The sequence below is a fragment of the Acidovorax sp. FG60 genome (assembly GCF_057808995.1).
Genome location: NZ_JBMDJC010000006.1, coordinates 241,067 through 255,324, shown reverse-complemented (window position 1 = coordinate 255,324; position 14,258 = coordinate 241,067). Strand labels below are relative to the sequence as shown.

Sequence of the window (14,258 nt, the reverse complement as noted above, 5' to 3'; positions counted from 1 at the left end):
TCCTCCTTCCTGTTCCCGCCCGCCTGCCGGCCCCGCTGCTGCCCCTGCGCCTGCTGCAAGTGCCAGCGCACCAGCGGCACCCGCAACCCGTCCTGTTCTCCGCCGTCCCGCCGTGGCCGTCAAAGCCGCTCCCGTCCGGCCTGCGCCGCCGCCGCGCGCTGCCAGGGCGCCCGCGCCCCCCAACTACCGCACGGCGTCGGGCTCGTTTGTTGCGCCCATCAAGCAAGCGCCCGAACGGGCGTCCGCGACGATCACCGTGAACGGCATGGTCAGCTCCCGCCTGAACAAGCGCATGGCCGAGCTGGGCCTGTGCTCGCGGCGCGAGGCGGACGACTGGATCGCCCAGGGCTGGGTGAAGGTCAACGGCCAGGTGGCCGAGATGGGCGTGCAGGTGTTGCCTACCGACCGCATCGACGTAGACAAGGTTGCCCAGGGTTTCCAGGACCAGCGGGTCACCATCCTGCTGAACAAGCCCATCGGCTATGTGAGCGGCCAGGCCGAGGATGGCCACACGCCCGCGGTGGCATTGATCAACCCCCGCACGCACTGGCGTGACGACCCCAGCCGCAACCGATTTTCTCCGCCGCAGTTGCGTGGCCTGGCGCCTGCGGGGCGGCTCGATATCGACTCGGTGGGGCTCTTGGTGCTGACCCAGGATGGTCGGGTGGCCCGGCAGATCATTGGTGAGGACTCCGAGATGGAAAAGGAGTACCTGGTGCGCGTCGTCTACCAGGCACCGGGTCAGGTGGTGCCACGCCATCCCAGTGAGCGCTCCGCGCCGCTGCAGGAGATTGACGAGCGCGATCCTGTCAGCACCAATGTGCAGGCGGTGTTCCCGCCCGATTTGCTCAATCGCCTGCGCCACGGCTTGAGCCTGGACGGCGAGCCGCTCAAGCCCGCCAAGGTCGATTGGCAGAACCCCGAGCAACTGCGCTTTGTGCTCACCGAAGGCAAGAAGCGCCAGATCCGCCGCATGTGCGAGCTGGTGGGCCTCAAGGTGGTGGGGCTCAAGCGCATTCGCATCGGCCGCGTCACCCTGGGCAATCTGCCGGTGGGGCAGTGGCGCTACCTGTCTCCCAGCGAGCGGTTCTGAGTACCACCAGGCTCCCCGCGTCACCGCACTGCATCCCTTGAACGGAGCCTTCTCCATGTCTACCCCACCGCGACCGCGCGCTGATGCTGCCAACGCCGCCAAACCCCATCCGCTGCGCCAGTTGCGTGCGTCCGACTTGCGGGGAGTGGCGCGGTTGGCCACACAGGCCACCACGGGCATCAGCCGCGTGGCCGAGGGGGTCCACCAGTCGGTGCTGGGCACGCTGGGCCTGCCTGGAGGGGCGCAGCCGGGCCAGGCGCGCGGCCTGACCGGGCTGGTCTACCAGAGCATTCGGGGCGTGACACGCTTGGTGGACGCGGGCCTGCAGGCAGGCCTGGCGCGGCTGGAGCCGTTTTTTGAACCCGATGCGCCGCCCACCGCAGTGCAGTGGGAGCGCGAGGCCGTGCTCGCCGCCCTCAACGGCGTGATGGGCGACCGCCTGCAGCGCGACGACAACCCACTGTGCACCCGCATGGGGTTCTACCGGGATGGGCTGCCTTTGGACCTGCCCGCCCTGGCCGCCAGCGGCGGGGCCACGGGCAAGCTCTTGGTGCTGGTCCATGGCCTGTGCATGAACGATCTGCAGTGGCTGCACCAGGGTCATGACCATGGCGCCCACCTCGCGCAGGCGCTGGGCTATACGCCGGTCTACCTGCGCTACAACACGGGCCTTCACACGTCCGCCAACGGTGCCGAGTTGGCCGCCCAGCTGGAATCCCTGGTGGCGGCCTGGCCCGTGCCCGTGAAAGAGGTAGCGGTGCTGGCCCACAGCATGGGCGGCCTGGTGGCCCGCAGTGCCTGCCACCAGGCGGCGGCTGCGGGGCAGGGCTGGCTGGCGCTGCTGCGCCACCTCGTATTTTTGGGAACGCCCCACCATGGCGCACCGCTGGAGCGCGCAGGGCACTGGGTGGACACCCTGCTGGGCAGCACGCCGTATTCCCGGCCGTTTGCCCGGCTGGCGCAGCTGCGCAGCGCGGGCATTACTGACCTGCGCCATGGCCATGTGCTGGAGGCCGACTGGCAGGGGCGTGACCGCTTCGTGCGGCACCCCGACCGGCGTACCCCCGTGCCCCTGCCCGAAGGGGTGGCCTGCCATGCCGTGGCCGCCACGCTGGCGGCGCGGCGCAGTCCGGCGGCCGAGCGGCTGGTGGGGGACGGGTTGGTGCCATTGCACAGTGCCCTGGGCATCCATGATGATGCGAAACGAACCCTGGGTTTTGCCAAGAGTCGGCAGGCCGTGTTCCACCGGATGGGCCACCTGGCGTTGCTGGGAGATGCGGGTGTGGCGCAGCAGCTGGAGCAATGGCTGCAGCCTGCGTGAAGACAAGCAAAAAAACAGGCAACACGGCAGAACCGGAAAAGCGGTTCGGATGGCCTGTTTTTCCCCGCCAGCGGTCTTGTCGGGTGTGAGGCCACCGCTACCATGTGGCCACGAGATATGTAACAAGGAGAAGCTAGTGAGTGACGTGAAATACCGCCTGGTAACCCGCAGCGACTTTGACGGCCTGGTGTGCGCCGTGCTGCTCAATGAGCTCAACCTCATCGACGAGATCACCTTCGTCCACCCCAAGGACATGCAGGACGGCAAGATTGCCATCACCAGCCGTGACATCACCACCAACCTGCCCTATGTGCCCGGGGCCCATTTGGTGTTCGACCACCACGAGTCCGAAACGGTGCGCAATTCGGGGCGGCGCTCCGAAAACCACATCATCGAAGCCCATGCCCCCTCGGCAGCCCGTGTGGTCTACAACCACTACGGCGGCAAGGCGGCCTTTCCGCGCATCACCGACGAGATGATGGCGGCGGTGGACCAGGCCGACTCGGCCCAGTATTCGCGCGAAGACATCCTCGACCCCCAGGGCTGGGTGCTGCTGAACTACATGATGGATTCGCGCACGGGTCTCGGGCGCTTTCGCGAATTCCGCATCAGCAACTACGCACTGATGATGGATCTCATCCAGTACTGCCGCGACCACACCATTGAAGAGATCCTGGCCCTGCCCGATGTGCAGGAGCGCGTGCAGCTTTACCGCGAACACGCCCCCAAGGCCCAGGAGCAGTTGCAGCGCTGCGCCATCCGCATCGGCAAGCTGGTCGTGCTCGATCTGCGCGAGGAGGACACCATCTGGGCCACCAACCGTTTCATGATCTACGCGCTGTTCCCTGACTGCAACATCTCCATCCACGTGATGTGGGGGTTGCAAAAACAGAACACGGTGCTGGCCACCGGCAAGTCCATCCTGGACCGCAGCAGCCAGGTTCACATCGGCAACCTCATGCTGGAGTTTGGGGGCGGTGGGCATGCGGCAGCGGGCACCTGCCAGGTGGCCAATGACAAGGCCGACCAGATCCTGCAGTCGCTGGTGCAGCGCATCACGCTGGAAGGCTGAGGGGGCAGGCCGCCACAAGGCCCGCATGGTTTGCATTCAACCGGAATGCCAGGCTGGAAGCTGCCGACAGTGCTGTAGCGCGGCAAGGCACGTCGTACCAGTGATCCCTTGCGCTTCGCGCCAACCACGGCACACGAAGCTGGCGCGGCCCAGGCCAGTGCTCCCGCGCAAGGGCCGCCCCGCCGCGCTGGGAGCGTCCCCCTCCCAGCTCGCGCAGCGAGGCGAGAGAGGGGGAAGGCGCGAAGCGACTCAGGGGGTGTTTCACTTCAGTCGTCGCTCAGCAGCGCGCGGTAGATGGCGGCGCCCAGCAGTGCGCCGGCAATGGGTGCGGCCCAGAAGACCCACAGTTCCGACAGCGCATAGGCTGGGCCAAACAGCGCCGGACCGGTGCTGCGGGCCGGGTTGACCGAGGTGTTGGTCACCGGGATGGAGATCAGGTGGATGAGCGTGAGGCACATGCCGATGGCCAGCCCGCCAAAGCCGCTCGCCGCACGTTTGGCCGTGGCGCCCAGGATCACGATGAGGAAGATGGCTGTCAGCACGACCTCCGTCACCACGGCGGCCATCAGCCCATAGCCGCCTGGGGAGTGTTCGCCATAGCCGTTGGTGGCAAAGCCCCCGATGTCTGCGCCCGGCTTGCCCGTGGCAATGAGGTACAGCACGGCCGCTGCAGCAATGGCGCCCAGCACCTGGGCCACCACGTAGCCCGGCAGCTCGGACGCCTTGAACCGGCCCCCCAGCGCCAGCCCTACCGACACGGCAGGGTTGAAATGCCCGCCCGAGATCGGCCCCAGCGCATAGGCCCCGGTCAGCACCGTGAGGCCAAAGGCCAGGGACACGCCGACAAAACCGATACCCAGCTGCGGGAAGGCGGCAGCCAACACGGCGCTGCCGCAACCGCCAAATGTCAGCCAGAACGTGCCGAGGAACTCAGCGGACCATTTTTTCAGGGATGTGGGCATGGCAAGAGGGCTCCGGAGGAAAGGGGGCAGAGGATGGGAAGGCGGCCTCGCACCGAGCGCCTTCGGTGGCGTGCATCTTATGGGGTCTAAATGACAGAAAATGCTGTCAAATGCCTGCAAATTGTCAACAATCTTCAGCGCCGAAATGGCTGTGCGGGATGGCTTCGGTGCGGGCCGCGGGTGGTGAGGGGCGTGCGCCGCACAGTGCAACCCTTGAAATCACCGAGTCCGCCCCGAGGTGAACACGCGCGAATGCCTTTCCTAGCCTCCTGGGCGTGAAACGCGTTCTTTTTGCACCTTACACAGCAACCTCCAAGACACCATGAGCACAAAACAAACCCTGTCTTTCCAGGCCGAAGTAGCGCAACTGCTGCACCTGGTCACCCATTCGCTGTATTCCAACCAGGAGATCTTCCTGCGCGAGCTGATCTCCAACGCGTCGGACGCCTGCGACAAGCTGCGTTTTGAAGGCCTGAACAACTCCGCGCTGTTTGAAGACGCCCCCAACCTCGAAGTGCGCGTGACCTTCGACAAGGCCGCCAAGACGCTGACCATCACCGACAACGGCATCGGCATGAGCCAGCAAGAAGCCATCGACCACCTGGGCACCATCGCCAAGAGCGGCACCAAGGACTTCATGGGCCGTCTCTCAGGCGACCAGAAGCAAGACGCCCAGCTCATCGGCCAGTTCGGCGTGGGCTTTTACTCCGGCTTCATCGTGGCCGACAAGATCACCGTGGAATCGCGCCGCGCGGGCCTTTCGGCCGAAGAAGGCGTGCGCTGGATCAGTGGCGGCACGGGCGACTTCGAGGTGGAAACCATCACCCGCGCCCAGCGCGGCACCAGCATCATCCTGCACCTGCGCGACGACGCCGAGGAATACCTCAACGCCTGGAAGCTCAAGCAGGTCATCGCCAAATACTCCGACCACATCAGCCTGCCCATCCTGATGGAAAAGGAAGAGTGGAAAGACGGCGAGCTGATCAACCCCAACGACGAAAACGGCGGCCGCCAGCCCGGCGGCATGGTCAAGACCGGCGAGTGGGAAACCATCAACAAGGCCAGCGCTCTGTGGACGCGTCCCAAGAAGGACATCACCGACGAGCAGTACGCCGAGTTCTACAAAACCATCAGTCACGACCACGAGGCCCCGCTGACCTGGGCGCACAACCGCGTCGAGGGCAATACCGAGTACACGCAGCTGCTGTACATCCCTGCCAAGGCGCCGTTTGACCTGTGGAACCGCGACAAGAAGGCGGGCGTGAAGCTGTATGTGAAGCGCGTGTTCATCATGGACGACGCCGAAGCGCTGATGCCCACCTACCTGCGTTTTGTGAAGGGCGTGATCGACTCCGCCGACCTGCCGCTGAACGTGAGCCGCGAGCTGCTGCAGGAAAGCCGCGACGTGCGTGCCATCCGCGAAGGCTCGACCAAGCGCGTGCTCTCGATGCTGGAAGACCTGGCCAAGCACGACAAACACGACAAGCACGACAAGCACGACACCGCCGCCAATGCCGACGGCGTGACCGATGTGGTGGATGCCGACGACAAGGCCAAGGAAGGCAAGTACACGCAGTTCTACGCCGAGTTTGGCGCGGTGCTGAAAGAGGGCCTGGGCGAGGACTTTGGCAACCGCGAGCGCCTGGCCAAGCTGCTGCGTTTTGCCAGCACCACCAGCGATGCGGTGACGGTCGGTTTTGCCGATTACAAGGCCCGCATGAAGGAAGGCCAGGAGGCGATCTACTACATCACCGCCGACACCCTGGCCGCTGCCAAGAACAGCCCGCAGCTCGAAGTCTTCAAGAAGAAGGGCATCGAAGTGCTGCTGATGACCGACCGCGTGGACGAGTGGGCGCTGAACTACCTGCACGAGTTTGACGGCACCCCGCTGCAAAGCGTGGCCAAGGGCGCGGTGGACCTGGGCAAGCTGCAGGACGAAGCCGAGAAGAAGGCCGCTGAAGAAGCCGCCGAAGCCTTCAAGCCTGTGCTGGCCAAGCTGAAGGAAGCGCTCAAGGACAAGGCCGAAGACGTGCGCGTGACCACGCGCCTGGTCGATTCACCCGCCTGCCTGGTGGTGCAGGACGATGGCATGAGCACCCAGCTGGCGCGCATGCTCAAGCAGGCCGGCCAGCAGGCGCCCGAGACCAAGCCTGTGCTGGAGGTGAATGCCGAGCACGCGCTGGTCAAGAAGCTCGATGGCAGCGTGCACTTCCACGACCTGGCGCACATCCTGTTCGACCAGGCGCTGCTGGCCGAGGGCGGCTTGCCTGAAGACCCCGCCGCGTATGTGAAGCGCGTGAACGCCTTGCTGGTGTAAAAATTTAGGCCAAATCGGCCTCTGGCGCTTGTCCATCAAGCGCTAGGTGCTATAAAAATAGTAGTAAAAACCGGTGGTGCCTGGCACCACCGGTTTTTTTATGGGGCTTTACAAAGCCGCTCAATCTTCGGGCTGGGCCTGCTCCAGGATGCGGCTGTGTGCCTGGTTGCGTTCCTGTGAGGGGGTGTCGATCAGCTCCTTGAGCGCGCCCTCTGGCAAACGCAGTCCCTTGCGCCGGTCGTTCTTGACCGGCAGGTTGCGCCAGCCCGACAGCACCAGCCAGTCCCACAGTTCCCTGGGCAGCGGATGGGTGACGGCCATCTTGACCTGCCCCCGCAGGATCACGGTGCCCACGGCGGGCAAAGGCCCCACGGGGGCGGGCTTGCGCTTCTGGCGAATGGAGAGGAGCGTGCGAAACATGTCCTTCATGGGTGGGCCAACTCGCGGTAGATCGAAGATGGCGCAGCATAGCCCAGGGGCCCCCAGCCGGTCCACCACCCGTGCTGCCAACCGGGGTGGCGTGCACCCGTGGTGCAAACAATACGCAATACCGTTCGCAACCGTTAACGATTGTTGCCGGGCGGATTGCGCCCCCGTCCGTCGATAAATTCCAACCCAGCCTTGGTCCGTGGCGGCCACGGTACATCCACGCACTCCCTGCATTTTTTGCCAGCCCCTCGGGGCCTGGTGAGGTTGCGGCGTGGCCGGAAGTCGGAGCCATTCACCTCAGGAGTATTTTTGATGCTTTATCGATTGACGCGATCTTGGGAGGGCGCATGCGCTTTCTGGCGCGCGCGCACATCCAGTGGGCCCGCGCAGCCTGCTACAAGCCCTGCGCACAGCGCGGTACGCCGCTTCCGCTGGCTCTTGCTGGCGGGTGGCCTGTTTGCGGGTGCAGCCATGGCACAGTCTGCCGACTTGGTGGTCAACCATGCGGATTCGCCGGACCCCGGGCCCGCAGGCGGCATCTTCACGTACACGCTGCGCATCGACAACAACGGCCCCAACGGCGCCACCGGCGTCACGCTGACGGACACACTCCCGGTGGGCTCCACGTTCGTGGATGTGGCCACCACAGCAGGCACCTGCAGCCAGGCGGCGGGTGTCGTCGATTGCACGTTGGGCAATATCCCGTTCAACAGCAACCAGACCGTGACCATCCGGGTGCGGCTGCCTTCCGCCGGGGTCTGGACCAACACCGCCACGGCTGGCAGCGCCACGTCCGACCCGAACACCAGCAACAACGTCAACAGCGTGCAGGACACCACTGCCACGCAGGCGGCCGACCTTGCGCTGGTGGCTACGCCCTCCACGGCCAACGTGGTGGCCGGCCAGGCCTACAGCTACGCGCTGCAGGCTGCCAACAACGGCCCGAACGCGGCCGATGGCAGCCAGCGCATTACCTTCACAGTGCCAGCCGGCGCGTCGATTACCTCTGTTCCGACAGGCACGGGCTGGTCCTGCACGCCATCGGGCGGCTATCCGCTGAGCAGCGGCAATGTGACCTGCACGCGCACGGGCACCCTGGCCAGTGGAGCGTCCGCCTCGGTGCTGACGGTTCCCGCCGTGTCCAACGTCAATGGCACGGTGACGGCAGCTTTTGCCATCGATGGCATCAAGCCCGACAACTCCGCCATGCCCGATGGCAACACCTCCAACAACACCACGTCGGCGGACGTAACGTCCACCTCGGGTGCCGACGTGTCCATCACCAAGACAGCCGCCAGCTCCAATGTGGCCCAGGGTGCCAACGTGGTGTACACGCTCACGCCGCGCCTCAACGGCGGGGTGTCGCTGGCGGGTCAGCCGGTCACCGTGACCGATACGCTGGGCGCCGGACTCAGCTTCGTATCTGCCGTCGGCACGGGCTGGGTCTGTGACGCCACGATCACCTGCACGCGCACCGAATACACCGGTGCCAACTTCAGCAACATGCCCACGATCACCGTGACCGCCACGGCCAACAGCGCAGGCACGCTGGGCAACACGGCCGGTATCAGCACGGTGCTGCCAGACCCGGTGCCCGCCAACAATTCGGCTTCGGTCAACGTGACGGCCAGCAACGACGCCGACATGCAGCTGACCAAGACGGCCAGCATCAACCCCGTGGTGCCGAACCAGGCTTTCAATTACACGCTGACCGCGCGCAACACCGGGCCGCTGGCCGTGCCCAATGGCCAGACCATCACCATCACCGACCAGGTGCCGGCGGGCGTGAGGCTCGACAGCCTGGTCAGCGCGACGGGCTGGACTTGCGACGCTTTGCCGTTCACCGGCCCCGGCAACTGGGCCTGCTCGCGCTCTACCGGCCTGAACGCCAATACCAATGCCCCTGCCGTCACGGTGTCGGCCGTGCTGACGGGCACTGGCACCGCCACCAACAACGCCTGCGTGGCGCTGGGGGCGGGTGTGCGCGTGGACAGCAACGGTGCGAACAACTGCGTGGGTGTGGGCGTGACCTCCACGGCCACCGAGGCCGACCTGCGCGTCGTGTCCAAGACCGCTGCGCCCGACCCTGTGGTCGCGGGCCAGAACCTGACCTATGTCATCACTGTGGACAACGTCGGCCCGGCCGCTGCCACGAACGTGGTGGTGTCGGATACGCTGGGTAGTCTTGTGAACACCGGGGGGTTTCAATCTGCCGTGGCCTCGCAAGGCAGCTGCACGCCCAACGCTGTCACCAACGGCACCTCGCAGAACCTGAGCTGTAACCTGGGCACGCTGAACTCCGGCGCGCAGGCCACCGTGACTGTGGTGGTGCGCCCCAGCATTGCCGTCAGTGGCCCTCGCACCAACACCGCGACCGTGCGCTCTACCGACGTGGGCGACCCCAACCAGGCCAACAACAGTGGCAGCGTGACCAGCCAGGTCACGGCCATCGTGGATGTGACGGCTGCCAAGACGGCCACTCCGTCCACCGTTGCGGCCGGGGCTCCCATCACCTTCGTGGCGACGATTGGCAACACAGGGCCTTCCACGGCACAGACCGTGCAGATGGTGGACACCCTGCCGTCCAATGCCGCCTTTATCGACGTGGTGAGCGTGAGCGGGGGCGGCAGCTGCGCGCCCATCGCCGCGGGCACGGTGGGCGGAACGCTCACCTGTAATTGGGCCAGCATCAATTCCGGATCGCAGCAGACGGTGAACTACCGCATGCGCCCCCTGGGCAGTGCAACGGGCAGCACGGTGGTCAACAGTGTGGCTGCGACCACGGCAACCGCCGAGTCGAACACCGCCAACAACAGCGCCACCACCAGCACCCCGGTCACTGCCGCGCAGCTGGACATCCTGGTGAACAAGGTGGACAGCTCTGACCCGGTAGACCTGGGCCAATCGACGACGTACACCATCACGGTGAACAACAGCGGGCCGTCGTTCGGCACCAATGTGGTGATGACCGACATCTTCCCCGCACCGGGCTCCTCGCCCACGGCCACCTTCAGCTACCAGGGCGCGCTCACGGTGAATGCAGGCGGCGCGTGTACCGAACCCACGATGGGGGCGACCAGCGGCACGCTGACCTGTAGCTTTCCGGGGCTGAGCAGCGGCCAGAGCGCCACCATCACCTACGTCATGCGCGCGGAGACCCTTACCGTCAATGGCGCCACCAGCGGCACGGCCTTCAACCAGGCGAGTGTGGTGGTGGACGAAACCGAGACCACGCTGGCCAACAACGTGGTGACCCATGACACCACCGCGCGCCGCTTTACCGTGGCCACGGATCTGGCACTGAACAAGACAGCGCCGGCAGGTCCTCTTACGCCCGGCGCTGGGCTCGCCTACACCTTGGTGGTCACCAACAATGGCCCGCTGGCCAGTGATGGAGCGCAGGTCGTGGACGTGCTGCCCGCCGGGGTGAACTTTGTTTCAGCGCCAGGTTGCGTCAACGCGGCCGGGACTGTCAGCTGCGGCGTCGGAGCGTTGGCGGTGGGTGCATCGCGCACCTTCACGATCAACACCACCCTGGCCACCCCTTACAGCGGTGCGCGTCCTCTGGTGAACTCTGCCACGGTGGATGCGCCGGGCGACACCAACCCTAGCAACAACACGTCCAGCGCCTCGACGACGGTGACGGGCAACGCCAGCAACATTCCGACGCTGTCGGAATGGGGCCTGATCCTGCTGGCTGCATTGCTGGGTCTGATGGCCTGGCAGCACCCTGCCATGGGCCGCCGCCGGTAGCCCGGCAGCCACCACCGCCGCGATCACTTCGCGGCGGCGGGCTGAACGCCAAAAGGCCAGCACGCTGCAAAGCGTGCTGGCCTTTTTTTGTTGTTCAGGGAAGGAGCACGTGGCGGCTTGTGCGCCGCCCTGCGCGCGGCGTGTCAGCCGCGTGGGTCCGCCAGGGCCACCGTGTCTACCGTGTCCAGCCGGTACCCCATGCCATAGATGGCCGTGATCGCATAGCCGTGGGCCTGCTGCGTCAACTGCAGCTTGGTGCGCAGGCGCGAAACGTGGGTGTCGAGCGAGCGTGAAGGTGCTTCACTGCGCTCGCCCCACACCGCTTCGCGCAGGTGCGCGCGCGACAACAGGCGGCCCGCGTTGCGGAACATGAAAAGGGCGAGTTCGTATTCCAGGTTCTTCAGCGCCAGTGGCTCGCCGTGCAGGGATAACAGCCGCTTCTCCGGATCGAACCGGTAGGGGCCGAAGACCAGCTGCTGGCCCATGGCCTGCGGATACGCCCGCCGCAGCAAGGCCGCAACGCGGGCGACCAGCTCCCCCACACGCAGGGGTTTGACCATGTAGTCGTCCGCGCCCCGGTTGAGTGCTTCGATCACGTCACGTTCTTCATTGCGGCGTGTAACCAGCAGGATGGGCAGTTGCTGGCCGGCCATCTCGCGCAGGCGCTGGATGACCTCGATGCCGTCCATGTCCGGCAGGTGCCAGCCAGAGATCAGCAGGTCAAAGGTTTCGTGCCGTGTGTCCTTGAGCAGGCTCGCACCGCTGGTATAGAAATGGCACACATGGTGGTGGCGCTCAAGGGCGCCCCGGATCATGTCGGGCAAGAGGGGGTCGTCGTGCAGGACGGCAATGCGCATGGTGTCGGTCTTCGGGCGCAAGCGCCCTTCGCAAGTCAGAAAACGCCTTTCCAGGAAGGCGTCTCTGGATGTTGCGCGACATCGCGCCCCTGTGCACACGGGTTGACAATCGTTTGCAATGCCCGGGCGCCTCTGGCGCCTCTCCGGGGCGCCGCAGCGGCTTGCACCACACCGCAGCGCAGGCGGCTCAGTGCGCGTTCATCTCACGCCACCAGGGGCTCTTCCTGCATGGCCTCAATCTGCTCGATCAGCATGTCCACCTGCCCGCGCCAGTAGTCGCTGGTGCCAAACCACGGGAAGTTGACGGGAAAGATCGGGTCCTGCCAGCGGCGCGCGAGCCACGCGCTGTAGTGGATGAGGCGCAGCGTGCGCAGCGGCTCGATGAGCGCCAGTTCGCGGCGGTCGAAGCTGCGGAACTGCTCGTAGCCGTCGATCAGTGCGCCGAGCTGGTGGGTGCGTTGGCGCCGGTCGCCCGACAGCAGCATCCACAGGTCCTGCACGGCCGGGCCCATGCGCGCGTCGTCCAGGTCCACAAAATGCGGGCCGCCCCGGCCCCATTCATCCAGCGGAGTCCAGAGGATGTTGCCGGGGTGGCAGTCGCCATGCAGGCGGATTGCTGTTGCATTTTCTAAGCCAAATGAGGCTCCAGCGCTTGATGGATAAGCGCTGGCAGCTATCAATTCAAGAGCTTTGTCGCATTGGGCCTTCCAGGTGGCCTGCATGTCGAGCGGAATGATCTCGTTCGTGAGCAGCCAGTCGCGCGATGCCGTGCCAAAGGTCTCCAGGTCCAGCAGCGGCCGGTGCACAAACGGTTGGGCCGCACCCACGGTGTGGATGCGCGCCAGAAAGCGGCCGATCCATTCCAGCACCTCGAAGTCGTCCAGCTCGGGCTGGCGCCCGCCGCGCCAGGGGCTGACGGAAAACGCAAAGCCATCGTGCTGGTGCAGGGTGGTGCCTTTCAGCACCAGCGGGCCCACGGCGGGGACCTCGGCGGCCATCAGCTCGGCGGCAAAGGCGTGTTCTTCGAGGATCTGCGCCTCGCTCCAGCGGCCTGGGCGGTAGAACTTGGCCACCACGCGTTCGCCGTCTTCCAGCGTGGCCTGGTACACCCGGTTTTCGTACGACGACAGGGCCATGAGGCGGCCATCGCCATACAGGCCCACGCTGGCCAGCGCGTCCAGCACCTGGTCGGGCGTGAGGCGGGCGTAGGGGTGTTGGTCGTTCGAGGCGTTGGCAGCGGTATCGGGGGGCAATGGGGTCATGCCCCATTGTCGCCGCCGCGCCCTTGACGGCCCGGCATAGCGTTTCAGCCAGGCAGCATCGTCGCGATATGCCCGGCGCGCGGGTCGCCGCTGCCCGCCAGCACGCCCGCAAACAGCGCCTGCGTGGCCTGGGGCCCTGTATGGTGCTGCACCACCAGCCAGGGCTGCGGCCCGGCCGACACGGCGGTGCTGAACTGGTTCCACGCCGCCACCAGGCGCTCGTTCAGGCCCTGAGCGCCCCAGTCGGCGTGGCGCTTCTTGACCTGGGCGGGGGCGAAGAACATCACCGGGCGCGGGCCGGGCAGCTGGCCTGCGCCGCCCAGGTCCTGCACGTGGCTGGCGCCCACCGAGCAGCTGTAGGCCAGGCCCGTGAAGTGGGCGTGGATGCGCTGGCGCAGGCCCACGCTGCCCGCAAAGTCGATGTACACGCTGGGTGTGGCACTGTCGATGCTGTCCAGTGCGTCGTAGGTAACCACGCGGCTGTAGCAGCCCAGGCTTTCGCAAAACGCCACATTGCCCGGCGAGGTGAGGCCAATGACCTCGATGCCCTCCCGCTGTGCAAGCTGGAAGGCGGTGCCGTAGGCCGTTTTGCTCGACGCGCTGGACAGCAGCATGCGCTTGGCGCCAAAGAACTGCTGGTCGGCCAGAAAATCGTCGATAACCCACGAGGTGATGAACAGCGGCCGCAGCAGTGCCTGCACGTCCTCGTTGTCGGCGCGGTACAGCCCGTCGGTGCCGGTGCGCAGGTAGTGGTTGTAGACCGCATGCAGGCCCGCGCGGTGCGCGGCGCCGTCACTGAAGCCTGTGGGGTTGACGCGCTGGGGCGACAGCACGGCCTGACTGGCCATGGGCCAGTAGCCATAGAGGCGCTCGCCCACGGCCACCTCGGGGTGCTGTGACTCTGTCACCGTGCCAAAGCCCCACACGGGCACGATGCCCCAGCCTGCCTCGCCCGTGGGGAAGAACTGCCAGTAGTTCAGCATGTCGCCCAGCGCGGCGTAGGTGATGTTGTTGGCCGTGAGGGCAAACGACTCGACCCGCACGCGGACCTGGCCGCCTTCCAGCGGGGTGTCGTCGGCGGTCAACAGGCGGGTGCTGGCCAGGTTGTCCTGGCGCACGAGGAGGGTGGTGGTGCTCATGCCGCCACGCTAAACGAAAGCCCGGCGCGGCTCAAGCGGGCCGCGCCACCTCG

The 14,258-nt window shown here is 66.0% G+C and carries 10 protein-coding genes; 5 read left to right on the top strand and 5 right to left on the bottom strand.

What is annotated here, in order from left to right; all coding sequences use genetic code 11:
• Positions 1-265 precede the first annotated feature (265 nt).
• The 3 genes from ACODS0_RS11640 to ACODS0_RS11630 all read left to right on the top strand — a co-directional run bounded on the left by ACODS0_RS11640 (position 266) and on the right by ACODS0_RS11630 (position 3,486).
• Positions 266-1,093, top strand: coding sequence for a pseudouridine synthase (locus ACODS0_RS11640; RefSeq protein ID WP_488835084.1), 828 nt, complete (start codon positions 266-268; stop codon positions 1,091-1,093).
• Between the two features lie 55 nt (positions 1,094-1,148).
• Positions 1,149-2,414, top strand: a complete 1,266-nt coding sequence (locus ACODS0_RS11635; RefSeq protein ID WP_488835049.1) for an esterase/lipase family protein — start codon at positions 1,149-1,151, stop codon at positions 2,412-2,414.
• 136 nt (positions 2,415-2,550) lie between these two features.
• Entirely contained in the window at positions 2,551-3,486 is a 936-nt protein-coding gene (locus tag ACODS0_RS11630; RefSeq protein ID WP_055400141.1) for a hypothetical protein, read from the top strand.
• A 266-nt stretch (positions 3,487-3,752) separates the two neighbouring features.
• On the opposite strand, the gene aqpZ is transcribed toward ACODS0_RS11630, so the two are convergent.
• The gene (gene aqpZ, locus ACODS0_RS11625; protein ID WP_055400143.1) at positions 3,753-4,448 is read right to left on the bottom strand and encodes an aquaporin Z; all 696 of its coding nucleotides are present in this window, start codon (positions 4,446-4,448) and stop codon (positions 3,753-3,755) included.
• Positions 4,449-4,770: 322 nt separating this feature from the next.
• Here aqpZ and htpG point away from each other — a divergent pair, with 322 nt between their 5' ends.
• Positions 4,771-6,765, top strand: a complete 1,995-nt coding sequence (gene htpG / locus ACODS0_RS11620; RefSeq protein WP_488835046.1) for a molecular chaperone HtpG — start codon at positions 4,771-4,773, stop codon at positions 6,763-6,765.
• 120 nt (positions 6,766-6,885) lie between these two features.
• Here htpG and ACODS0_RS11615 read toward each other — a convergent pair whose 3' ends face one another.
• The gene (locus tag ACODS0_RS11615; RefSeq protein WP_055400148.1) at positions 6,886-7,194 is read right to left on the bottom strand and encodes a hypothetical protein; all 309 of its coding nucleotides are present in this window, start codon (positions 7,192-7,194) and stop codon (positions 6,886-6,888) included.
• Between the two features lie 471 nt (positions 7,195-7,665).
• On the opposite strand from ACODS0_RS11615, the gene ACODS0_RS11610 reads away from it, so the two are divergent.
• Entirely contained in the window at positions 7,666-10,947 is a 3,282-nt protein-coding gene (locus tag ACODS0_RS11610; RefSeq protein WP_488835044.1) for an IPTL-CTERM sorting domain-containing protein, read from the top strand.
• A gap of 143 nt (positions 10,948-11,090) precedes the next feature.
• Here the strand turns inward: ACODS0_RS11610 and ACODS0_RS11605 are convergent, their stop codons facing one another.
• The 3 genes from ACODS0_RS11605 to ACODS0_RS11595 form a co-directional block, all read right to left on the bottom strand.
• Complete coding sequence (locus ACODS0_RS11605) at positions 11,091-11,804, bottom strand: response regulator transcription factor (protein ID WP_228897503.1); 714 nt, start codon at positions 11,802-11,804, stop codon at positions 11,091-11,093.
• Between the two features lie 203 nt (positions 11,805-12,007).
• Positions 12,008-13,066 carry a serine/threonine protein kinase gene (locus tag ACODS0_RS11600; RefSeq protein WP_488835041.1) on the bottom strand — a complete coding sequence of 353 codons (1,059 nt, stop codon included), beginning with the start codon at positions 13,064-13,066 and terminating at the stop codon, positions 12,008-12,010.
• A 44-nt stretch (positions 13,067-13,110) separates the two neighbouring features.
• On the bottom strand, positions 13,111-14,205 hold the full coding sequence (locus ACODS0_RS11595) for a DUF2855 family protein (RefSeq protein WP_488835040.1): 1,095 nt from the start codon (positions 14,203-14,205) through the stop codon (positions 13,111-13,113).
• Positions 14,206-14,258: the final 53 nt, after the last annotated feature.